Origin of the sequence: Salmonella sp. SJTUF15581 (assembly GCF_043356775.1) — a bacterium.
GTDB classification, from domain to species: Bacteria; Pseudomonadota; Gammaproteobacteria; order Enterobacterales; family Enterobacteriaceae; genus Salmonella; species Salmonella enterica.
This window is the reverse complement of record NZ_JBEUJY010000002.1, coordinates 494,818-515,562: the sequence shown is the minus strand read 5'-3', so window position 1 is coordinate 515,562 and position 20,745 is coordinate 494,818. Positions and strand designations below refer to the sequence as shown.

The 20,745-nt window shown below is 53.5% G+C and carries 22 protein-coding genes; 4 read left to right on the top strand and 18 right to left on the bottom strand.

Annotation, left to right across the window (positions count from 1 at the left end; all coding sequences use genetic code 11):
• The first annotated feature begins 4 nt into the window (after positions 1-4).
• Positions 5-1,315: a serine dehydratase subunit alpha family protein gene (locus ABVN36_RS06005; RefSeq protein WP_023138717.1), complete on the top strand. Its 1,311-nt coding sequence runs from the start codon at positions 5-7 to the stop codon at positions 1,313-1,315.
• 112 nt (positions 1,316-1,427) lie between these two features.
• Here ABVN36_RS06005 and ABVN36_RS06000 read toward each other — a convergent pair whose 3' ends face one another.
• Positions 1,428-1,592: a hypothetical protein gene (locus ABVN36_RS06000; RefSeq protein ID WP_000039328.1), complete on the bottom strand. Its 165-nt coding sequence runs from the start codon at positions 1,590-1,592 to the stop codon at positions 1,428-1,430.
• A gap of 23 nt (positions 1,593-1,615) precedes the next feature.
• Positions 1,616-2,317, bottom strand: a complete 702-nt coding sequence (locus tag ABVN36_RS05995) for a pirin family protein (protein WP_000633547.1) — start codon at positions 2,315-2,317, stop codon at positions 1,616-1,618.
• 104 nt (positions 2,318-2,421) lie between these two features.
• On the opposite strand from ABVN36_RS05995, the gene yhaJ reads away from it, so the two are divergent.
• Positions 2,422-3,318, top strand: coding sequence for a DNA-binding transcriptional regulator YhaJ (gene yhaJ / locus ABVN36_RS05990; RefSeq protein ID WP_001041026.1), 897 nt, complete (start codon positions 2,422-2,424; stop codon positions 3,316-3,318).
• A 38-nt stretch (positions 3,319-3,356) separates the two neighbouring features.
• On the opposite strand, the gene ABVN36_RS05985 is transcribed toward yhaJ, so the two are convergent.
• The 14 genes from ABVN36_RS05985 to ABVN36_RS05920 all read right to left on the bottom strand — a co-directional run bounded on the left by ABVN36_RS05985 (position 3,357) and on the right by ABVN36_RS05920 (position 13,762).
• Positions 3,357-3,722, bottom strand: a complete 366-nt coding sequence (locus ABVN36_RS05985; RefSeq protein WP_000384139.1) for a DUF805 domain-containing protein — start codon at positions 3,720-3,722, stop codon at positions 3,357-3,359.
• A gap of 123 nt (positions 3,723-3,845) precedes the next feature.
• Complete coding sequence (locus ABVN36_RS05980; RefSeq protein WP_000531150.1) at positions 3,846-4,832, bottom strand: glutathione S-transferase family protein; 987 nt, start codon at positions 4,830-4,832, stop codon at positions 3,846-3,848.
• 67 nt (positions 4,833-4,899) lie between these two features.
• Positions 4,900-5,292: a DoxX family protein gene (locus ABVN36_RS05975; protein ID WP_001592732.1), complete on the bottom strand. Its 393-nt coding sequence runs from the start codon at positions 5,290-5,292 to the stop codon at positions 4,900-4,902.
• Positions 5,293-5,539: 247 nt separating this feature from the next.
• A complete protein-coding gene (locus ABVN36_RS05970) occupies positions 5,540-5,839 on the bottom strand; it encodes a YqjK-like family protein (RefSeq protein ID WP_000095496.1) in 300 nt (99 codons plus the stop codon).
• Entirely contained in the window at positions 5,836-6,234 is a 399-nt protein-coding gene (locus ABVN36_RS05965) for a phage holin family protein (RefSeq protein WP_000785626.1), read from the bottom strand. Before ABVN36_RS05965 ends, ABVN36_RS05970 begins: the two co-directional genes overlap by 4 nt.
• 2 nt (positions 6,235-6,236) lie before the next feature.
• On the bottom strand, positions 6,237-6,542 hold the full coding sequence (locus ABVN36_RS05960) for a YqjD family protein (protein ID WP_000031219.1): 306 nt from the start codon (positions 6,540-6,542) through the stop codon (positions 6,237-6,239).
• Between the two features lie 41 nt (positions 6,543-6,583).
• Positions 6,584-6,952 (bottom strand): DUF1090 domain-containing protein, encoded by a 369-nt coding sequence (locus tag ABVN36_RS05955; RefSeq protein WP_000877300.1) that lies wholly within the window; start codon positions 6,950-6,952, stop codon positions 6,584-6,586.
• Between the two features lie 144 nt (positions 6,953-7,096).
• Positions 7,097-7,480, bottom strand: a complete 384-nt coding sequence (gene mzrA / locus ABVN36_RS05950) for an EnvZ/OmpR regulon moderator MzrA (RefSeq protein ID WP_000917516.1) — start codon at positions 7,478-7,480, stop codon at positions 7,097-7,099.
• A 3-nt stretch (positions 7,481-7,483) separates the two neighbouring features.
• Entirely contained in the window at positions 7,484-8,146 is a 663-nt protein-coding gene (gene yqjA, locus ABVN36_RS05945) for a DedA family general envelope maintenance protein YqjA (protein ID WP_000422143.1), read from the bottom strand.
• Positions 8,147-8,595: 449 nt separating this feature from the next.
• On the bottom strand, positions 8,596-9,840 hold the full coding sequence (sstT, locus tag ABVN36_RS05940; RefSeq protein ID WP_000235363.1) for a serine/threonine transporter SstT: 1,245 nt from the start codon (positions 9,838-9,840) through the stop codon (positions 8,596-8,598).
• Positions 9,841-10,094: 254 nt separating this feature from the next.
• Positions 10,095-11,063, bottom strand: coding sequence for a TerC family protein (locus tag ABVN36_RS05935; RefSeq protein WP_001098833.1), 969 nt, complete (start codon positions 11,061-11,063; stop codon positions 10,095-10,097).
• A 269-nt stretch (positions 11,064-11,332) separates the two neighbouring features.
• Positions 11,333-12,331, bottom strand: a complete 999-nt coding sequence (locus ABVN36_RS05930) for a Gfo/Idh/MocA family protein (protein WP_000617682.1) — start codon at positions 12,329-12,331, stop codon at positions 11,333-11,335.
• 89 nt (positions 12,332-12,420) lie between these two features.
• The gene (locus ABVN36_RS05925) at positions 12,421-13,113 is read right to left on the bottom strand and encodes a vancomycin high temperature exclusion protein (RefSeq protein ID WP_000951049.1); all 693 of its coding nucleotides are present in this window, start codon (positions 13,111-13,113) and stop codon (positions 12,421-12,423) included.
• 151 nt (positions 13,114-13,264) lie between these two features.
• Positions 13,265-13,762 (bottom strand): M48 family metallopeptidase, encoded by a 498-nt coding sequence (locus ABVN36_RS05920; RefSeq protein ID WP_000202966.1) that lies wholly within the window; start codon positions 13,760-13,762, stop codon positions 13,265-13,267.
• An 85-nt stretch (positions 13,763-13,847) separates the two neighbouring features.
• Between ABVN36_RS05920 and rlmG the strand changes: the two genes are divergently transcribed.
• Positions 13,848-14,984 (top strand): 23S rRNA (guanine(1835)-N(2))-methyltransferase RlmG, encoded by a 1,137-nt coding sequence (gene rlmG, locus ABVN36_RS05915; RefSeq protein WP_000019989.1) that lies wholly within the window; start codon positions 13,848-13,850, stop codon positions 14,982-14,984.
• 80 nt (positions 14,985-15,064) lie between these two features.
• Here the strand turns inward: rlmG and ABVN36_RS05910 are convergent, their stop codons facing one another.
• On the bottom strand, positions 15,065-17,083 hold the full coding sequence (locus ABVN36_RS05910; RefSeq protein ID WP_000121522.1) for an NADPH-dependent 2,4-dienoyl-CoA reductase: 2,019 nt from the start codon (positions 17,081-17,083) through the stop codon (positions 15,065-15,067).
• 170 nt (positions 17,084-17,253) lie between these two features.
• Complete coding sequence (gene ygjG, locus ABVN36_RS05905) at positions 17,254-18,633, bottom strand: putrescine aminotransferase (RefSeq protein WP_075321906.1); 1,380 nt, start codon at positions 18,631-18,633, stop codon at positions 17,254-17,256.
• 429 nt (positions 18,634-19,062) lie between these two features.
• On the opposite strand from ygjG, the gene ABVN36_RS05900 reads away from it, so the two are divergent.
• A complete protein-coding gene (locus ABVN36_RS05900) occupies positions 19,063-20,583 on the top strand; it encodes a PAS domain-containing methyl-accepting chemotaxis protein (protein WP_023138719.1) in 1,521 nt (506 codons plus the stop codon).
• Positions 20,584-20,745: the final 162 nt, after the last annotated feature.

Genomic DNA, 20,745 nt, shown 5'->3' with positions numbered 1-20,745 from the left:
TGTTATGTTTGAATCTAAAATAAATCCATTGTGGCAAAGTTTTATCCTGGCCGTACAGGAAGAAGTAAAACCGGCGCTGGGGTGTACTGAGCCAATTTCACTGGCGCTGGCGGCAGCGGCGGCGGCGGCTGAACTTGACGGCACAGTTGAACGCATTGACGCGTGGGTTTCGCCTAATCTGATGAAAAATGGTATGGGCGTTACCGTTCCAGGAACGGGAATGGTAGGGCTGCCGATCGCCGCGGCGCTTGGCGCGTTGGGCGGTGATGCGAAAGCCGGGTTGGAGGTGTTAAAAGACGCTTCCGCTAAAGCCGTTGCCGATGCAAAAGCGATGCTGGCCGCCGGACATGTCGCAGTGATGTTGCAGGAGCCATGTAACGATATCCTGTTTTCACGGGCGAAAGTGTATAGCGGCGATAGCTGGGCATGTGTCACGATCGTCGGCGATCATACAAACATTGTGCGGATAGAAACCGACAGGGGCGTGGTATTTACCCAAGCCGATAATGCGCAGGAAGAAGAAAAAACCTCGCCGCTGGGAGTGCTGTCTCATACCTCGCTGGAAGAGATCCTGGCGTTTGTGAATGCGGTGCCCTTTGACGCTATTCGCTTTATTCTCGATGCGGCCAGGCTAAACGGCGCGTTGTCGCAGGAGGGACTGCGTGGTTCCTGGGGGCTGCATATCGGTTCGACGCTGGCCAAACAGTGCGATCGCGGTCTGCTGGCGAAAGATCTCTCCACGGCGATTTTGATCCGTACCAGCGCGGCGTCAGACGCCAGAATGGGCGGCGCCACGTTGCCCGCGATGAGCAACTCCGGTTCCGGCAACCAGGGGATTACCGCCACGGTGCCAGTCATGGTGGTTGCTGAACATGTCGGCGCCGATGACGAACGCCTGGCGCGCGCGCTAATGTTATCGCATTTGAGCGCTATCTATATTCACCATCAGCTTCCGCGTTTGTCGGCTCTGTGCGCGGCAACCACGGCGGCGATGGGCGCGGCGGCGGGTATGGCGTGGCTGATAGATGGTCGTTATGACACTATCGCAATGGCTATCAGCAGTATGATCGGCGATGTCAGCGGGATGATTTGCGATGGCGCGTCGAATAGCTGCGCGATGAAAGTCTCTACCAGCGCGTCGGCGGCGTGGAAAGCCGTACTGATGGCGTTGGATGATACGGCGGTGACCGGAAACGAAGGGATTGTGGCGCACAATGTCGAACAATCTATTTCGAATTTGTGTTCGCTGGCGTGTCGCTCAATGCAGCAGACAGACAAGCAGATCATCGAGATTATGGCCAGTAAAGCGCATTAATAATAACGCCCCGGCATGTCGTCGGGGCAGCGTGTTGCCCGATGGCGCTGCGCTTATCGGGTCTACCTGTTATCAGCCGGATCGGGCGCTTGCGTCGCCATCCGGCATGATTTCAGGCTGCGGCCTCTTCTTCTGCCAGCCGGGCTTCGGCGTCCGCCACGATGGCTTCCAGTTCGGTTAGCATCTCTTCATAGCCCAGCGGCACAGTGGCGCTCATCGCCTCCTGTACGGTAGGTTTTACCACGGGCTGACGTTTCTTCGCCGATTTTTTGCTCATCTTGTGACTCCTTTTCTGGCTGACTACACCGGTAAATCTACCAGTAATGCGCGCAGCGGCGTATCGGCAACCAGCGTAATGTTAGGTTCATCACGAATAAATGCGCCATCTCCGCAGGTTAATGCCTCGCGTTCTTCGTTGTGCGTCATCGCGTGGAACGTACCGTGAATCGACTGCAAATAGGCGCGCGGCCCGTGAAGCTGGAAATTAAGCGATTCGCCTTTCTCCAGCGTAATATGATGTACCCAGACCTGTTGGCGCAGTTGTAAGCTGTTTTGCTCACCGTCGGGCGAGGCAAGAAGCTGTTGTTGCGCCGCCAGGAGTGGGATTTTTTGTACCAGCGTGTTTTCCCGTTCAGGACAGGCGTCAAGCCACAGTTGCATTCGGGTTAACGGCTTAACTTTGCTGATATTATGTTCGCTGTAGCTAATGCCCGGCTGCGCGGCGAGCAGTAACGCTTCGCCCGCTTTAGCCTGTACATGGTTGCCGTCGCTGTCGCGGTATTCCGCTTCGCCGTCCAGAATCAGGTTTAAAATATCCACCTTTGGATAAGTTCGAGGCTGAAAAGAGGCGCCCGGCGCCAGCACTTCCTGGTTCAGTACGCGCAACGACGCGTAGCCCAGCAGTGTAGGGTCGAAATAGTGTCCAAAGGAGAAGGTATAGCGGGCCTGTAGCCATCCGTAGTCTGCCTGTCCACATTGTTTGGCGGTTCGGGTCGTAATCATCGTTATTAACCTCTCTTTACTTCCTTTTATGTTAAGGGGCTGGACGCTGCATTGTTAGCCAGATATTCTGCCCGGTATGTTCAAATTTCCTGAATGAGAACGTTATGGCTAAAGAGAGAGCGCTGACGCTTGAAGCATTGCGTGTGATGGACGCCATTGACCGCCGGGGCAGTTTTGCCGCAGCGGCTGATGAGTTGGGGCGGGTGCCCTCCGCGCTGAGTTACACCATGCAGAAGCTGGAAGAAGAGTTGGACGTTGTACTGTTCGATCGCTCCGGCCATCGTACAAAATTCACCAACGTCGGACGTATGCTGCTGGAACGCGGGCGGGTATTGCTGGAAGCGGCAGACAAGTTAACGACGGATGCTGAAGCGTTGGCCCGCGGTTGGGAAACGCATCTGACGCTGGTCACTGAAGCTCTGGTACCGACGCCTGCTTTTTTTCCGCTGATCGACCGGCTGGCCGCTAAAGCCAATACGCAGCTTTCATTGATTACCGAAGTACTGGCTGGCGCATGGGAGCGGCTTGAGCAGGGACGGGCGGATATCGTTATCGCCCCGGATATGCATTTTCGATCGTCGTCGGAAATTAACTCCCGTAAGTTGTATACGTTAATGAATGTGTATGTCGCCGCGCCTGACCACCCTATTCATCAGGAGCCGGAGCCGCTTTCGGAAGTGACGCGGGTTAAATACCGCGGCGTAGCGGTAGCGGATACCGCGCGCGAGCGGCCGGTATTAACGGTGCAACTGCTGGATAAGCAGCCACGTCTGACGGTAAGCACGATTGAAGATAAACGTCAGGCGCTGCTGGCCGGGCTTGGCGTCGCGACCATGCCATATTCGATGGTGGAACAGGATATTGCCGAAGGGCGGCTACGCGTGGTCAGCCCGGAATCGACCAGCGAAATCGATATTATTATGGCCTGGCGGCGCGACAGTATGGGGGAGGCAAAAGCCTGGTGCCTGCGGGAAATACCTAAGCTATTCGCCGGAAAATAAATAGCGCGCGGCGCTTTAAAAGCGGCGCCGCGCCGCCATCAGGAAAAACGTTTCGGATCGGGGCCGAAGCGGTTGTCGCCCGGCGTACCATTCTGGCAGTTGAACGCGATGATGATAAGCCAGCCGATAATGGGGATAAGTAGCAACAGTAGCCACCATGCGGAGCGGTCAGTGTCATGCAGACGACGGAACTGCACGGCCCACCACGGTAAAAAGATCAGAACGCCGTAAATGGTGGTCAGAACGCCTTCACCCCCGGCGCGTTGCCAGCCAAGCATGGCGTCCAGCAGGCCCAACACAAAGGTAAAGATGATATTGACCAGAATAAACATCCAGTACTCTTTGCGTCGCGCGCGGCCGCCAAATCCCAGATAATTTTTTAAAACCTTTAAATACCAATCCATTTTCGCCTCAATAATGGTTCAATCACTTGTTTTTAAAGTAATCAAACTAAGAATAGCCGCGAATGAAATGTTGGTAAATATTTGTGGTATTTATTAATAAGGCGTCCCGGAGGACGCCTGAAATTAGCCAAAGCGTACGTCGCGCCCGTGAGGTTCGAGCAGATCCTGCCACGGTCCGATGGAAATGATACCCGTGGGGTTAATCGTTTTATGGCTACGGAAATAGTGGTGACGAATATGGTCAAGATTAACGGTTTCAGCAATGCCCGGTATTTGATAGATATCGCGCAGGAAACCGTACAGATTCAGGTAGTCGCTGATTCGGTATTTGTCGCATTTGAAATGAGTCACGTAAACCGGATCAAAGCGTACCAGGGTCGTCCATAAGCGGATATCCGCCTCGGTCAACTGGTCGCCCGTCAGATAGCGGTGCTGTCCGAGAATCTGCTCCAGGCGCGCCAGCGCAGTAAACACCTTTTCTACCGCTTCATCATACGCTTGCTGGCTGGTGGCGAAGCCTGCTTTATAAACGCCGTTATTAACGTTGTCATAAATCCAGCCGTTTAACTCGTCAATTTTGCTTTGCAGCGCGGGGGGATAGTAATCCCCGGCTTTAGCGCCCAGCCCATCGAAGGCGGAGTTAAACATACGAATGATTTCGGCGGACTCGTTGCTGACGATAGTATGATTTTTTTTATCCCATAAGACCGGTACGGTGACGCGGCCGCTGTAGTGTGGATCGGCGTGCAGATACAACTGGTAGAGAAATTCATGCTGATAGAGGGTATCACCGGTGGCCGCCGGAAAATTATCATCAAACGTCCAGCCGTTTTCCAGCATCAATGGATTCACGACGGAAACCGGAATAAACGGCTCCAGACCTTTCAGTTTACGGAAAATGAGCGTGCGATGCGCCCAAGGGCAGGCAAGGGAAACGTACAGATGGTAACGATCTTTTTCTGCGGCGAATCCGCCTTCGCCGGAAGGTCCGGGCGCGCCGTCAGCGGTAAGCCAGTTGCGGAAAGCCGACGCTGAACGCTGAAATTTCCCCCCGGAAGATTTGGTGTCATACCAGGTATCGTGCCAGACGCCATCGATCAGTTGTCCCATGTCTCTCTCCTTCAGATGACAAAAGCGAGGCGCTATTCCCTCACTTTTTTAATTGAGTATAGATTGCTTACCACTTTTTATTCAGCAGACGGTCAAGGCTGAACGCGCCAGGCCCGGTTAACGCCAGTAATAAGAATCCGCCGGCAATGGTCAGGTTTTTCATAAACATCAGCGAGTTTACACCTTCTGCAAAATTGCTATGGAAGATCAATGCCGTCAGCAACGTAAAACCAGCGGTGAAAAGCGCAGTGGTGCGGGTGAGGAACCCCAGCAGAATCGCCAGACCGCCGCCGAACTCAAGCAGTATGGTGAGCGGCAGCAGGAATCCTGGTACGCCCATCGCTTCCATATACTGTTGTGTGCCCGCATAGCCGCTAATTTTTCCCCATCCTGCAGTAATAAACAGAACTGGCATTAAAATACGCGCTATCAGTACACCAACATCTTCTAATTTTTTCATTTTATTCTCCAGGAGGCCGATTCGGCGGCTGCTGCTATTTTCATGAGCAATGGCGCGGTTTAGCGCATCATTGTTATCGCTGGAGAGAATCATAAACGTGGCGTACAGGAATTGTTAGCAAGGAAAATTGCCAAATTTTTTCAAAAAATTTGAGTGATTGCTAAAGAGACGATATGCATAAAAGTATCGCGCCACCCGGTGTAATCGGGCGATAACCTGATGGCGCGATGCTATAAAAGAAAAGATATTAACCGCGGAGCTGTTGTTGACGGAGGGTAGTTTTTACCAGGCGCCAGGCGCTCCAGATACCCAGGCCGCGTTTCGCCCAGCGTACCAACATATTAGGATGACGGATGGTCCAGATGGCCATTACGCTGCTACCGACCAGCGCCCAGGAGCGCAGGCTTAACACCGTATTCCAGCCGCGATCGTACGCGCCGGTGGTCTCCAGCCAGTCGCGACGGCTGGCGGACAGATCCAGCCGTTGCTGCTGGATCTGACTGAGAAGCAGCGCTTTACGTTTTTCGCGTTCGCCTTTGCTGCTCACGACTGATCGTCCTCCAGAATTTGCCGATCGTTAGCCAGTTCGTGCCGCGTATGGCGCAATAGCGTGGACTGACGCGCTTTGCGCAAAGTCCAGATGCCGCCGATTAGCGCAAGCACTAACAGCACAACTGTGGTAGCGATCATCGCGTTCAAACGGTACTGAGGATCGATAGCCCAGATGACCAGAACCATCAGGCTCATTAAGCCAAACGCCGCGAAGAGCATGGTAAGACCTACCATCAGCAAAAGCTGAAAGAGGTTCGCTTTCTCTTCTTCCAGTTCTACTACCGCCAGTCGCAGCCGGGTTTCCACCATCTCAACGATAATGGTGACAATCCGCTGCCCGATACCCAGTACGCTTTTGCCTGGTCCTTGTGCCTGTCGAGAGTCCGCCATAATTAACGACGCGTCAGCAGTACGCCCAACACCAGACCGACAGCGGCGCCAATGCCTACGCCTGTCCAGGGATTTTCGCGCACATAATCATCGGCACGGGCGGCGGCGACGCGAGTCTGTTTGGCAATCACATCACCCGTTTCACCCAGGCGGTAACGGCTCTCTTTCAGCGCGCGCTCGGCTTTGCTACGAATCTTACTCAACTCTTCTTTCGACTTTTCGCCCGAAGAGCTCAGCACTTCTTCAAGCGTATCGGTCAGGGATTTCAACTCAGCGCGCAGATGTTCCGTAGTGTTATCTTTCGACATAGTTTTCTCCAGGTGAGTGAGTATTTACATTCGGCGTTAATTTAGTAGTCTCTGGCCTCAAGTTTTTTTAGCTCATCCTGAGCCTCGGCCAGCTTACGTTCACGTTTGTCTATTTTATCCGCATCGCCTTTTGCTTTTGCCTCGGCTAAATCACGTTGGCGTTCGGCTACCTCTTCTTTTTGCTCAGCGACCTTTTTCTGATGCTCGGCGCGCAGCTTGCTGTCAGTACAATTGGCGCGTACTTCGCTGAGCGCCTTGTTCAGACCCTCAATACGGCGCTGATTGTTGTGCTTTTCAGCGTAGCTAATTTCCTTTTGTATATCCTGCTCTTTTTCCTGACAAAGCGAATTAGCGTAGCTACCGGCGCTAAGTGTAAAAAGCGTGATAGCCAAAGCGATGCGGTATTTCATTCCTGAACTTTCCCTTATGTTCGGACCCGTTGTCCGGGGCGGTGATCCCGATAATAACGCGGTGGGTTAAACACCGCTTTATTAATCATAGTCATTAAACAATGAAATCACCAAAGTGAGTGATATGATTCGGATTCCTGGAGGTTAGCCAAAGCGGTGTGAGCTTTCCCGTAAGCGGGACAGCCACTGTACCGTTTCGTTGTCATCGTCCTGCTGAGCGACGACATAACCGTGTGGTAACGTTTGATCCAGTACCGTTTTTGCTGCGGCGCTTTGCGCAGGGGAATCGAAGGTAATGAGCAACATGTCATTTTTAGGCGTAATGCTTTTAAAATGAATGCCGTTCGCATCCAGATGATGCAGAACTGAGAAGCCGTCTGGCATACTGGCGCCCTGGTTAACCGCGCGAATGGCTAGCGTCGACTCTTGCTGACGCAGCGTTGACCACGTCATCATGAGTATGGTCAGCATCAGTAGAAAAGCGCTGATCCAAATGAGTTGTCGGGCAGTTATGCGTGGTTTAAGCATAAGTTATCCCCGGCTCCCATACTTCTTTTTCCACAGCATGACCAGTGAACCCGCCAGGCCAAAAAAGAGCAGCACCACGGGCAGCAGCATCAGGCATGACATTAACTGATCTTCATACTTCATAAAGACGGGCGTTTTGCCCAGCAGATAGCCCAGCGACGTCAGGATAAGCACCCACAACAAGCCGCTCATCCAGTTGAAGAACTGAAAGCGCGCGTTATTCAGGCCGGATATGCCGGCAATGGTGGGCAGCAGTGTTCTGACAAACGCGATAAAACGGCCTATCAATAATGCCGACAGGCCGTGTTTATGGAAAAGGTGATGGGCGCGTTGATGATAATGTGCGGGGAGATGAGAGAGCCAGTTTTGCACGGTGCGGGTATTCCCCAGCCAGCGGCCCTGAATATAGCTCACCCAGCAACCCAGGCTGGCCGCGACGGTAAGCAGCAAAATGGTTTGTGGATAACCCATCGCGCCTTTGGCGATCAGCACGCCGACCAGGATCAACAGGCTGTCGCCAGGCAAAAAGGCGGCAGGGAGCAGCCCATTTTCCAGAAACAAAATCATAAATAACACAAAATATAACATGCCAATCATGGAAGGATTGGCCAGTGTTTCAAAGTCCTGAGCCCACAGGGCATTCAGCAATTGAGTCAGTAGTTCCATTCAGTATTCCTGGAGAATCGGTTAACGTCACGCCGGTGATCTGAGGTTTGCACTGCCGCAACAGAGTTGGAGTTTTTATCAGCGTTGCGGAAACGGCAAATTCGCGGCCTGAACTATTCCTTGTTAAGTTGTGAAGTAAGCAAGCACTAACACACAAAAATTCAAAATGCATCTAATTGTAACAAAGGTCAACGAAGTCCGTTATAGAAATTACGCGTCGTTGAGCTTTGATTTTGCTTATCGCAAGGGAGGGTGGCGAGAGGATTTACACAGGCTGACACTTTATACTTTACGCTGACCGAGCGCCGCGGCAGACGCCATCTACATATAACGTTACGCGAGGATGTCGCGCGTGAACATCAATTCGCTTTCCGTCACAGCCTATGGATTAGGAGATTCAGATTTATCGTCACGCCGGATGGCACGCGCCATCCGGCATCGATAATCACTTAGCTACGCAAGGCGTTATTCGCCAGACGTTCGTCCTCTGCCTGGCAGGCTGCCGCAGTGAACAGAACATCGGTAGATGAGTTCAGCGCCGTTTCACACGAATCCTGCAATACGCCGATAATAAAGCCGACTGCCACTACCTGCATCGCGATATCGTTCGGAATGCCAAACATGTTGCACGCCAGCGGGATCAGCAGCAATGAACCGCCTGCCACGCCGGAGGCGCCGCAAGCACACAGCGAGGCCACCACGCTCAGCAGCAGCGCTGTAGGCAGATCCACCGGGACGCCTAACGTATGGACTGCCGCCAACGTCAGAACCGTAATGGTAATTGCCGCGCCGGCCATATTGATAGTGGCACCCAGCGGAATGGAAACGGAGTAAGTATCCCTGTCCAGATTCAGTTTTTCGCACAGCGCCATATTTACTGGAATATTGGCGGCAGAGCTGCGGGTAAAGAAGGCATAAACACCGCTTTCACGCAGGCAGGCGAACACCAGCGGATAAGGGTTGCGACGAATTTTCCAGAATACCAACAGTGGGTTGACCACCAGCGCGACCAGCAGCATACAGCCAATCAAGACGACCAGCAGGTGCGCATAGCCCCACAGGGTGGAGAAGCCGGTGGTTGCAAGCGTTGATGAAACCAGACCAAAAATACCGACTGGCGCGAAACGGATCACCAGTTTCACCATAAAGGTCACGGCGTTAGACATATCGTTCACGAGGTTTTTGGTGGTTTCATTACCATGACGCAGGGCAAATCCCAGACCGACGGCCCACACCAGAATCCCGATATAGTTAGCGTTCAGCAGCGCGTCGATGGGGTTCGACACCATGCTCATCAGCAGACCGCGCAGGACTTCTACAATGCCGGACGGCGGCACGATATCCTGGGCGCTACTGGACAGATGCAGCGTTGAAGGGAAGGCGAAGCTGAACACAACGGCCGCCAGCGCGGCTGAAAAGGTGCCTAGCAGGTAAAGAAAGAGAATAGGGCGAATATTGGTTTTTTGGCCGTGCTGGTGGTTGGCGATCGAGGCCATTACCAGCATCAGCACCAGAACGGGGGCGACCGCTTTTAAGGCGCCGACGAACAGGGTGCCAAGCAAGCCAACCGCTTCTGCCGCAGGCTTAGAAATCCATGCCAGTAAAATCCCCAGTACCAGACCCACTAAAATTTGTTTAACCAGACTGCCTTGCGCTAAACGCTGCAGTAGCCCTGATGCTCGTTGCGTAGCCATTTCATGTTCCTTGTATTGTGTTGCTGGTCATCCCCTGCACGCTCTTACGGCGCATCTTTCAGGATGTAACAAAGTGTTTGCCTGGTTGAGTATAAGGAAAGTTGAAGGTTCGGGAAGCGAAATATCCTGGATTTTTTGCTGTGATCATGTTTTATAACTTTATATTAACAGTATTGTGACATGTTAAACAAAAACGCCCGGCAGGTGTGCGCTGCCGGGCGTTTTTGACGGGGCAGGTTTACCCCGATAAAAGATTATTGCGCTCGTAGTTTCTTATCGCGCTGATGGTTAACCCAGGCGTTAATCACCAGCGTAATGGTCAGAATGCCAAACACTACGCCCAGCGAAATCGCGATAGGAATATGGTAGAAGTCGACGATCAGCATCTTAATGCCGATAAAGACCAGAATGACCGCCAGACCATATTTCAGCATCGAGAAGCGTTCCGCCACGCCGGACAGCAGGAAGTACATCGCGCGCAGTCCTAAGATGGCAAACAGGTTAGAGGTCAGTACGATGAACGGGTCGGTGGTGACCGCAAAGATCGCCGGAATACTGTCAACGGCGAAGATCACATCGCTGAACTCAACCATAATCAGCACCAGCAGCAGCGGCGTGGCATACAGCAGGCCGTTTTTACGTACGAAAAAGTGCTCGTTCTCGATCGTATCGGTCATGCGCAGATGCCCGCGCAGCCAACGCACCATCGGTTTTTCGCCAATGCCGGATTCGTCTTCCTTCGCCAGCGCCATTTTTACGCCGGTAAACAGCAGGAAGGCACCGAACACATACAGCAGCCATTCGAACTGAGTGATAAGCCAGGTACCGGCGAAAATCATGATAGTACGCAACACGATCGCGCCAAGAACCCCATACACCAGCACCCGGCGTTGCAGAGCCGGAGGGACGGAGAAATAGCTAAACAGCATCAGCCAGACAAAGACGTTATCTACGGCCAGCGACTTCTCAATCAGATAGCCGGTAAGGAACGCCAATGCCTGCGGGTCAGCAACTTCGCGCCCTTGCGTTTCAGCCAGATACCACCAGAAAGCGGCGTTAAACAGTAGCGAGAGCGTTACCCACAGGATTGACCATCCTGCCGCTTGTTTCATCGACATCGCATGTGCGCCACGGCGTCCCTGCAACAACAGGTCGATGGATAGCATTATCACCACAACAACCGCGAATCCACCCCATAATAATGGCGTACCAACAGTATTCATTATTTCTCCCCATGCAAAAAAAAACGGCTAACGCCGAATGGCATTAGCCGCTGCTTTTATGCATAGACCTTGCCATTCGGCAAGGTCTCACTTACAACAATAAAGGAATACGCTGACGCATTCCTTTATGGCTGCCCGGTGACCGGATGTGGTTTTGCACACATCGTAATGACGATCGACCGGCAATGAAGTTACTCCCCTTTGCGCGTAACAAAGTATGACAGGCCACGCGTAGAGTCAATGGCCTGTAACATATGATTTACATAATTTTACGCAGTAAGGGGATGAGTCAGATCGTCCGCCGGGAAGATGACCCCGGTTTGACGGCGTATTTCTGTCAGCCATTTTGCCGTGGCGCGACTTAGCGACAACCCCGGATGTTCCACGGCATGGTTTTCAATAAGCTGGGCAAACGCCCCGGCTTCATACAGCATGGTATTAATATGCTGAGGCTGGGTCAGATCCTGCATCAGCGCGCCGCGCGGCGCAAAACACACTTTCTGGCATTCCGACAGCTTTTCAATGACCAGCGATCCCCTCTCGCCCTGAATTTCACTGGCCAGTACCGAGTCGCTGACTTTGGAATGCTGTAGCGTGACGCTAAAATCGCCGTAATCCATAACCACGACGCCGTGCGCATCTACTCCGCTTTCCAATAAATTCGCCGACGCCTGAACGCTGCGCGGCTCGCCCCATAGCGCGATCGCCGACGCCAGACAGTAATACCCGATATCCATAATCGAACCATTGGAGAAGGCCGGATTAAACGTATTCGGATTTTCACCGTTCAGATAGCGCTGATAACGTGAAGAGTACTGGCAGTAATTTAGGAATGCTTTATGCATTCTGCCGATTTTCGGCAACGATTCCCGCAGCAGCAGGAAATTGGGCAGGCAGGCGGTTTTAAAGGCTTCAAACAGTACCCGCTGATTATCGCGCGCGCAGGCGATAGCGGCATCAACCTCCGCCAGGTTAGAAGCCAGCGGCTTTTCGCACATGACATGTTTTTTATGCTGCAAAAAGCGCTGCGTCTGGGAGAAATGCAGGGAGTTCGGGCTGGCGATATAAACCGCCTCAATCGCGTCGCTTTGCGCCATCGCTTCCAGCGAGGTAAACAGATGCTCGACGGGATAATCATTTGCGAAAGACTGCGCCTGTTCAAGACTACGGGAGTAAACGGCGGCGAGCCTGAATTTGCCGGTTTCATGGGCGGCGTCGACAAACTGGCGCGTGATCCAGTTAGTCCCAATTACAGCGAAACGTATCATAAACGTCAGCGGACTCCAGAAAGGGATTTTTCGTCAATGTAGCACGCCTTTCCGCCCTTGCCAGTGCGCTGCGACGCACTCTGGCATTATTACTGGCGAGAAGGGCACCCGTGTGCGCTATCAGCCCCAATAGTGACGCCAGCGCCCAGATATTTAGGCTGACGGTGCAAAATTTTGGCATCCAGCACCGCGCTAACCCGCGCCAGCTTTTCCCGAAGTCGTGTGTAGGTTCCGTGCCTTTTATTCAGATCCGGCGCGTTAACGCCGATAGCGTCAATGCCATATTGTTGCGCCAGCCAGATCGCCCGTTGATTATGAAATGCTTGCGAGATAATCGTAATGCGGCTTTCGCCAAACACTTTCCGGGCGCGAACCACGGAGTCCAGCGTGGAGAATCCGGCATAATCACAAAAAATGGCCGCCTCCGGCACACCTTTCGCCATCAGCGCCTGCTGCATCGCCGAAGGTTCATCGTACTCTTTTTTGCCATTATCGCCGCTGACTAACAGCCACTTCACTTTACCGGCGTGATACAACGCGGCGGCAGTATTAATCCGCCGGGTAAAATACCGATTGCCGGGTTTGGCGCCTAACACCAGCCCGACGTTGCGGGCGGGAACGGTCTGAATGTCATTCCATGTCAGATGCTGTGAGGCGTTGACGATAAGCCAGTTGGAATAGAAAAGCGCGACGCCTGCTGCGACAAGCAGAAAACACGCCACTGTTAACGCCCGGCGTGTAAAACAGAGGCGGCGGATAAAACGGGCACATTGTGAGAGCATGGTCGTTGCGCGGTTCCGTTGGCGGTGGATAAAAAATACCCTCTACAGATCGTCATCCTTGACGTGGCGGCAGGCAATGAGCGAAATGTGAACGCGTCGATTTTATGCCCACGCCGTTAAAAAGATACGGGGGAAGGGGCATTTTCAGAATTTATTGTGCCGACAGCGCCTGATGCGTCAGCCACAGGCGCGTATCAAACTCCAGTTGATGGTACTGCGGCTCCATATGGCAACAGAGCTGATAAAACGCTTTGTTATGATCTTTCTCTTTCAGGTGTGCCAGTTCGTGAACCACAATCATCCGTAAGAATGGCTCCGGGGCGTTACGAAACACGGTGGCGACGCGGATCTCCGCCTTTGCCTTGAGCTTGCCGCCCTGAACGCGCGAGACAGCGGTATGCAGTCCCAGCGCATTTTTCAGCACATGGATCTTGCTGTCATACATCACTTTATTGATGGGCGGCGCATTGCGCAGAAACTGACTTTTCAGTTCCTGAGTATAGTGATATAGCGCTTTGTCAGTAGCGTAATCATGCGCGCCGGGATAACGTTTTTCCAGCACCGCCCCCAGGCGCTGCTCGGCGATTAAGGCGCGCACTTGGGCAAGGAGATGTTCCGGATACCCCTGAAGGTAAGTTAGTGAGGTCATCAAAGCTCCATGTTGCTGATAAAAAGTGTATACTCACGCACCCTTTTCAGGGATAACGCCGCAATTTTACCATTCAGGAGGCCTAATGAGCCACGTAGACGACGGTTTCCGTTCACTGACGCTGAAACGTTTTCCGCAAACGGATGATGTTAACCCGCTTCTGGCGTGGGAGGCGGCCGATGAGTATCTGCTGCAACAGTTGGATGAGACGGAAATTCGCGGCCCGGTGCTGATCCTGAATGATACGTTTGGCGCGCTAAGCTGTGCGCTGGCGGAGCATTCGCCATACAGTATTGGCGATTCATATTTAAGCGAACTGGGTACGCGAGAGAATTTACGCCATAACGGCATCGCGGAGTCCAGCGTAACGTTTCTCGACAGTACCGCTGACTACCCGCAGGCACCGGGCGTGGTATTGATTAAAGTACCGAAAACACTGGCGTTGCTGGAACAGCAGTTACGCGCTTTGCGTAAGGTCGTTACGGCGCAAACGCGTATTATCGCCGGCGCGAAAGCGCGTGATATTCATACCTCTACGCTGGAACTGTTTGAAAAAGTGCTGGGCCCAACCACGACGACGCTGGCGTGGAAGAAAGCGCGCCTGATTAACTGTACCTTCAGTCATCCGCAACTGGCCGACGCGCCGCAAACGCTAAGCTGGAAACTGGAAGATACAGGCTGGACGATTCACAACCACGCGAATGTGTTTTCTCGTACCGGATTGGATATCGGCGCGCGCTTCTTTATGCAGCATTTGCCGGAAAACCTCGACGGGGAGATTGTCGATCTCGGCTGCGGCAATGGGGTGATTGGCCTGAGCTTACTGGCGAAAAATCCGCAGGCGAACGTGGTATTTGTCGATGAATCGCCGATGGCGGTAGATTCCAGCCGTTTGAATGTAGAAACGAACCTGCCGGAAGCATTCGAACGCTGCGAATTTATGATCAACAACGCGCTCTCCGGCGTGGAGCCGTTCCGTTTTAACGCTGTGTTCTGCAACCCGCCGTTCCACCAGAAACATGCGCTGACGGACAATATCGCCTGGGAGATGTTCCATCACGCCCGCCGCTGCCTGAAAATCAACGGCGAACTGTATATTGTGGCGAACCGCCATCTGGACTATTTCCACAAGCTGAAGAAGATTTTCGGTAATTGCGCGACGATAGCAACCAACAATAAATTTGTTATTTTGAAAGCGGTGAAGCAGGGACGCCGTCGATAAGGCGCTCAAGCGTCATACCGGCCTATAAAACCGGTATGACGGCGTAAGCCCGATAAGCGCAGCGCCATCAGGCAAAGTCGTTAAATCTCCAGCGCCAGTCGGGTGCCCTGGGCAATCGCCCGTCGGGCATCCAGCTCCATCGCGACATCGCATCCGCCGATAAGATGTACCGTTTTACCTGCGGCGCGTAACGGGTCCGCCAGCTCGCGGCGAGGTTCCTGTCCGGCGCAGATCACCACATGATCCACTTCCAGCAACTGCGGTTCGCCGCCGATCAAGAGATGTAATCCGTCGTCGTCGATCTTCTGGTAACTGACCGCCGGGATCATCTTCACGCCGCGCGCCAGTAACGTCGCGCGATGGATCCAGCCGGTGGTTTTACCTAATCCTTCGCCCGGCTTGCTGGCTTTGCGTTGCAGCATGACGATTTGCCGTGGACTACGTGCCAGGCGTGGGCCTTCCGGGCGCAGACCGCCTGCCTGTTGCAGGCTGGTATCAATTCCCCATTCCGTACAAAATTCAGCAATATTTTGGCTGGTGGATTCGCCGTGCTGGCTCAGATACATGGCCGTGTCAAAACCGATCCCGCCGCAGCCGATGATCGCCACTCGTTTACCAACCGGCGCTTTATCGCGCAATACCTCCAGGTAGGTCAATGCCTTTGGATGATCGATACCGTCTATCGGCGGGCGGCGCGGTACTATTCCACAGGCGAGGATCGCTTCGTCAAACGGCTGAAGATCCTCTGCGTTCACCCGTTGGTTCAGTTTCAGCGTGACGCCAGTAACATCGATCATTCGACGGTAGTAGCGCAGCGTTTCGTAAAACTCCTCTTTACCCGGGATCTGCCTGGCGATAGTAAACTGACCGCCAATTTCACTCTGGGCGTCAAACAGCGTGACATGATGGCCGCGCGACGCGGCGTTAATCGCGAAAGCCAGCCCCGCCGGGCCTGCGCCGACAACGGCCAGGTTCTTTTTGCGTATGGCCGGCGTTATCGGCATGTGGGTTTCGTGACAGGCGCGTGGGTTCACCAGACAGGAGGTCACTTTGCCGATGAAGATCCGATCCAGACAGGCCTGATTACAGCCGATACAGGTGTTGATCTCATCTGCGCGTCCGGATTGCGCTTTAGTCAGGAATTCGGCATCGGCAAGGAAGGGACGCGCCATCGACACCATATCGGCATCGCCGCGCGTCAGGATCGTCTCGGCGACCTGCGGATCGTTAATGCGATTGGTCGCGATCAGCGGAACCGACACATGACCTTTGAGTTTCCGCGTCACCCAGCTAAAGGCGCCACGCGGTACTGGCGTGGCGATGGTCGGGATTCGCGCCTCATGCCAGCCAATGCCGGTATTAATTAGGCTTGCGCCTGCGGCTTCAATGGCTTGCGCCAGCTGTACCGTTTCGTCGAACGTGCCGCCATTTTCCACCAGATCGAGCATCGACAGGCGATAGATAATAATAAAGTCGTTCCCTACCCGCTGGCGTACCGCGCGTACTACCTCAACCGCGAAGCGCATACGGCTGGCATAGTCGCCGCCCCATTCGTCATCGCGATGGTTAGTTCGCCGCGTGAGAAATTCATTAATCAGATAGCCCTCTGATCCCATCACCTCTACGCCGTCGTAGCCTGCTTCCCGCGCCAGTTGCGCGCAATGCGCGAAGTCGTCGATTAACTGCAAGATTTCATCATGCGTCAGTTCATGCGGCATAAAGCGGTTGATTGGCGCCTGAATTGCCGACGGCGCGACCAGGTGCGGCTGATAGCTGTAACGTCCGGTGTGCAGAATTTGCAGCGCGATTTTACCGCCTTGCGCATGTACGGCATCGGTCACCACGCGGTGAGGCGTTAATTGGCTGGCATCGTTCAGCATCGCGCCGCCGGTCATCACGACCCCGGAAGGAACAGGCGCAATACCGCCGGTGACGATTAACGCTACGCCGTGTCGCGCGCGCTCGGCATAAAATGCCGCCAGGCGCTCGGCGCCATCAGGATGTTCTTCCAGACCCGTGTGCATCGATCCCATCAGCACGCGGTTTCTGAGAGTAGTAAAGCCCAGATCGAGCGGGGCGAACAGCGACGGGTAGCTCATAAGCGTATCCAGTATGTAAAATTATTGTTATGTGGTCGGATGAGTTACTACTGTAGCCGTCGCGAGGTAAAAGGGAAAAGGGGAATGTGGTGATTGTGATGGGATTCAAAAAAGAGGCCGCGACCCGGGGAAAACAGGCCGGATAAGCATAGCGCCATCCGGCATCGTTTTTAAACCTCTTCAACGCTCACCTGCATCGCCGCCAGCGCATTACGCGCTGATTTCAATACCTGTTCGCACAGTTCAATGGTTAGCGTGAGCGGTGGCTCGATACGAATTGTTTTCGCATTATTCAGCGTACCAGCGACCAGCACGCGTTGACGGAACATCTCACTGGCAAAACGGTAGCCCGTTTCGTTATCGACAAATTCAATGGCCATCAACATACCTTTGCCACGCGCATCGTGTACCAGATTGGGATATTCACGCGCAAGTTGTCGAAAACCATCCAGGAGCGTATCGCCTTTTTGTTCCGCCTGGGCCGGGAGATTTTGTTCCAGCAGGACGTTAATGGTCGCCAGCGCGGCAGCACAAGCCAGTGGATTACCGCCAAAAGTGGTGGTATGCAGGAAGGGGTTGTCGAACAGAACCGAAAACACCTCTTCAGTCGCGATGGTGGCGCCAATCGGCATCACGCCGCCGCCCAGGGCTTTCGCCAGACACAGAATATCAGGCTGCACATTTTCGTGCTCACAGGCAAACATCTTGCCGGTACGCCCCATGCCGGTTTGTACTTCATCCAGAATCATCAGCGCGCCGAAGTCGTCACAGAGCTTACGTACCTCTGTCAGGTATCCCTGCGGCGGCAGGATCACGCCGCCTTCACCCTGAATAGGCTCCAGAATCACGGCTGCTATCTCGTCGCCCGTTTTTTTGCCTTCGCTAAATGCCATGCTCATCGCGTCGATATTGCCAAACGGCACATGGCGGAAGCCCGGCAGTAAAGGCATAAAGGGTCTGCGGAAGGTGGATTTGGCCGTGGCGGAGAGCGCGCCCAATGATTTGCCGTGAAATGCGCCGCTGGTGGCGATAAAGGTAAACTTGCCGCGCGGCGACTGATACGCTTTTGCCAGTTTTAGCGCCGCTTCGACGGATTCGGTGCCGCTGTTACAGAAAAAGCTGTACTTGAGTTTCCCCGGTGTCAGCGCCGCCAGCGTTTTTGCCAGCATCGCCCGCAAGGGGTCAAGTAACTCCTGGCTGTGGAGAGGTTGTTTTGCGAGTTGATTCTGGACGGCGGATACCACAACAGGATTACGGTGCCCCACGTTAAAGATGCCAAACCCCCCAAGACAGTCGATAAACTCCTGCCCCTGGGTGTCGACAAGCGTATTCAAACTGCCCGCTTGCCACTCTACGGCTCCGTAATCCCCGCCGGCGGTAACAGATTTCCGGTATTCCAGAAATCCTGGATTTACATGCTCTTTAAAGTAGTCAATGACCTCTCGGTTTAGTGCTTTCATTTCCTCATGGTTTAGCGTTCGCTTCTCGATGAGATTCAGTGCGTGCGCGCTACAGGCCAAAGCCGATGCGCTGGAAGGTAACCTGTTCAAAATGAGCTCCAGAGGGCCGTGTATCACATGATACTGAATTAAGTATTGCAGGGATTAGCGGGGGTCTAAGCCCATAGTGAAAATCGGGATAAACACCAGGAATAATCACATTTACACAACATTTAATGTCATGCGTTAACAATTGGATGCATTTTGAGCAGATCTTGTTTTACGGTTTACGGTGTGTTGCGTTAGCGGCGGCGTGAGAAAAAGGTGAGCCAGGGCAGATTTTAAAGAAAAAGGTTGTCCATGCTAAACAATTTCATAATGAAAATAAGGCGCAGGATGAGGTGAAAATCGTACAAATATTAAGGATTAATCGCAAATTGCGATCCAGAGCAATTTTAACAACTAAAGATAAATAGATTAGCGCCGAAATAACATCTGAGCGAAAAATTAACATCCAGATAACCTGCACAGGACGCTATCATGTCTTCTCATCCCTACGTCAGCCAGCTAAATACCCCGCTGGATGATGATACCACTCTGATGTCTACGACCGACCTGGAAAGCTATATCACTCACGCCAATGACACTTTTGTCCAGGTGAGCGGCTATCAGTTAAACGAGTTACTGGCGCAGCCACATAATCTGGTGCGTCATCCGGATATGCCGAAAGCTGCCTTCGCAGATATGTGGTACACCCTAAAACAGGGCGAACCGTGGAGCGGCATTGTGAAAAACCGGCGTAAAAACGGCGACCATTACTGGGTGCGGGCCAACGCGGTACCGATGATACGTAAAGGGCGTGTGACGGGATATATGTCGATCCGTACCCGCGCCACGGATGATGAGATTGCCGCCGTCGAGCCTTTATATCAGGCGCTAAATGAAGGGCGGTGTAGTAAACGTATTCATAAAGGCCTGGTGGTTCGTCAGGGTTTGCTGGGCAAACTGCCCGCGATGCCTGTTCGCTGGCGAGTGCGTAGCATTATGGGGCTAATGGCCGTAATGCTGGCGTTGGCGCTGTTCGGTACGGATGCCTCATGGCAGGCGTTGTTGTTGGGCGCGTTGGCGATGCTGGCAGGTACGGCGCTATTTGAATGGCAAATTGTGCGTCCCATTGAAAATGTGGCGACGCAGGCGCTGAAAGTGGCGACCGGCGAACGCAACAGCGTACAACATCTTAATCGTAGCGATGAGTTGGGGCTGACGCTGAGGGCCGTGGGGCAGCTTGGCTTGATGTGCCGCTGGCTGATCAATGACGTATCAAGTCAGGTTTCCAGCGTCAGAAACGGCAGTGAAAGGCTGGCGAAGGGTAACAATGATCTGAACGAACACACCCGTCAGACCGTGGAGAATGTTCAGGAAACGGTAACGACCATGAACCAGATGGCGGAGTCCGTGAAGCTCAATTCCGAGACGGCTTCCGCTGCGGATAAGCTTTCCATGGCGGCCAGTAGCGCGGCGACTCAGGGAGGTGAGGCGATGGATACGGTGATTAAAACGATGGATGATATCGCTCACAGTACGCAACGTATCGGGACGATCACCACGCTAATTAACGATATCGCTTTTCAGACGAATATCCTGGCGCTGAATGCGGCGGTAGAAGCGGCGAGAGCGGGCGAGCAGGGGAAAGGGTTTGCCGTGGTTGCTGGCGAGGTACGCCATCTTGCCAGCCGCAGCGCTAACGCGGCGAACGATATTCGTAAATTAATTGACGCCAGCGCAACAAAGGTGCAGTCAGGCTCCGAGCAGGTTCACGCCGCAGGCCGTACCATGGATGACATTGTAGCCCAGGTGCAAAATGTCACCCTGCTTATCGCACGGATCAGCCAGTCGACTCAGGAACAGACAGATGGGCTTTCCAGCCTGACTCGCGCCGTGGACGAGTTGAACCGCATAACCCAGAAGAATGCGGCGCTGGTGGAAGAGAGCGCACAAGTCTCCGCGATGGTAAAACACCGTGCCAGCCGGCTGGAGGATGCGGTCACGGTACTGCATTAAGTTTATTTGTAGGTAGCAACGGTAATGACATCCGCCCGGTAGCAACAAGCTTACCGGGCGGATGTGCTCTGATAGAAGGCGGTGCCTGCCATCATAGAGAGTACCAGTGGCCTGTGATGTTAAAAATAATGTGATATTTATTCCTTCTCCCTTGTCTACCTA

Bases quoted from the DNA above. Each gene is read 5' to 3' on its own strand.
- ABVN36_RS05930 (WP_000617682.1), bottom strand. From the start codon at position 12,331: ATGATACGTTTCGCTGTAATTGGGACTAACTGGATCACGCGCCAGTTT.
- ABVN36_RS05985 (WP_000384139.1), bottom strand. From the start codon at position 3,722: ATGGATTGGTATTTAAAGGTTTTAAAAAATTATCTGGGATTTGGCGGC.
- ABVN36_RS05925 (WP_000951049.1), bottom strand. From the start codon at position 13,113: ATGCTCTCACAATGTGCCCGTTTTATCCGCCGCCTCTGTTTTACACGC.
- ABVN36_RS05960 (WP_000031219.1), bottom strand. From the start codon at position 6,542: ATGTCGAAAGATAACACTACGGAACATCTGCGCGCTGAGTTGAAATCC.
- ABVN36_RS05965 (WP_000785626.1), bottom strand. From the start codon at position 6,234: ATGGCGGACTCTCGACAGGCACAAGGACCAGGCAAAAGCGTACTGGGT.
- yhaJ (WP_001041026.1), top strand. From the start codon at position 2,422: ATGGCTAAAGAGAGAGCGCTGACGCTTGAAGCATTGCGTGTGATGGAC.
- ABVN36_RS05910 (WP_000121522.1), bottom strand. From the start codon at position 17,083: ATGAGCTACCCGTCGCTGTTCGCCCCGCTCGATCTGGGCTTTACTACT.
- ABVN36_RS05980 (WP_000531150.1), bottom strand. From the start codon at position 4,832: ATGGGACAACTGATCGATGGCGTCTGGCACGATACCTGGTATGACACC.
- ABVN36_RS05995 (WP_000633547.1), bottom strand. From the start codon at position 2,317: ATGATTACGACCCGAACCGCCAAACAATGTGGACAGGCAGACTACGGA.
- ABVN36_RS05975 (WP_001592732.1), bottom strand. From the start codon at position 5,292: ATGAAAAAATTAGAAGATGTTGGTGTACTGATAGCGCGTATTTTAATG.
- ABVN36_RS05955 (WP_000877300.1), bottom strand. From the start codon at position 6,952: ATGAAATACCGCATCGCTTTGGCTATCACGCTTTTTACACTTAGCGCC.
- mzrA (WP_000917516.1), bottom strand. From the start codon at position 7,480: ATGCTTAAACCACGCATAACTGCCCGACAACTCATTTGGATCAGCGCT.
- sstT (WP_000235363.1), bottom strand. From the start codon at position 9,840: ATGGCTACGCAACGAGCATCAGGGCTACTGCAGCGTTTAGCGCAAGGC.
- ABVN36_RS05935 (WP_001098833.1), bottom strand. From the start codon at position 11,063: ATGAATACTGTTGGTACGCCATTATTATGGGGTGGATTCGCGGTTGTT.
- ABVN36_RS06005 (WP_023138717.1), top strand. From the start codon at position 5: ATGTTTGAATCTAAAATAAATCCATTGTGGCAAAGTTTTATCCTGGCC.
- rlmG (WP_000019989.1), top strand. From the start codon at position 13,848: ATGAGCCACGTAGACGACGGTTTCCGTTCACTGACGCTGAAACGTTTT.
- ABVN36_RS06000 (WP_000039328.1), bottom strand. From the start codon at position 1,592: ATGAGCAAAAAATCGGCGAAGAAACGTCAGCCCGTGGTAAAACCTACC.
- ABVN36_RS05920 (WP_000202966.1), bottom strand. From the start codon at position 13,762: ATGACCTCACTAACTTACCTTCAGGGGTATCCGGAACATCTCCTTGCC.
- yqjA (WP_000422143.1), bottom strand. From the start codon at position 8,146: ATGGAACTACTGACTCAATTGCTGAATGCCCTGTGGGCTCAGGACTTT.
- ABVN36_RS05900 (WP_023138719.1), top strand. From the start codon at position 19,063: ATGTCTTCTCATCCCTACGTCAGCCAGCTAAATACCCCGCTGGATGAT.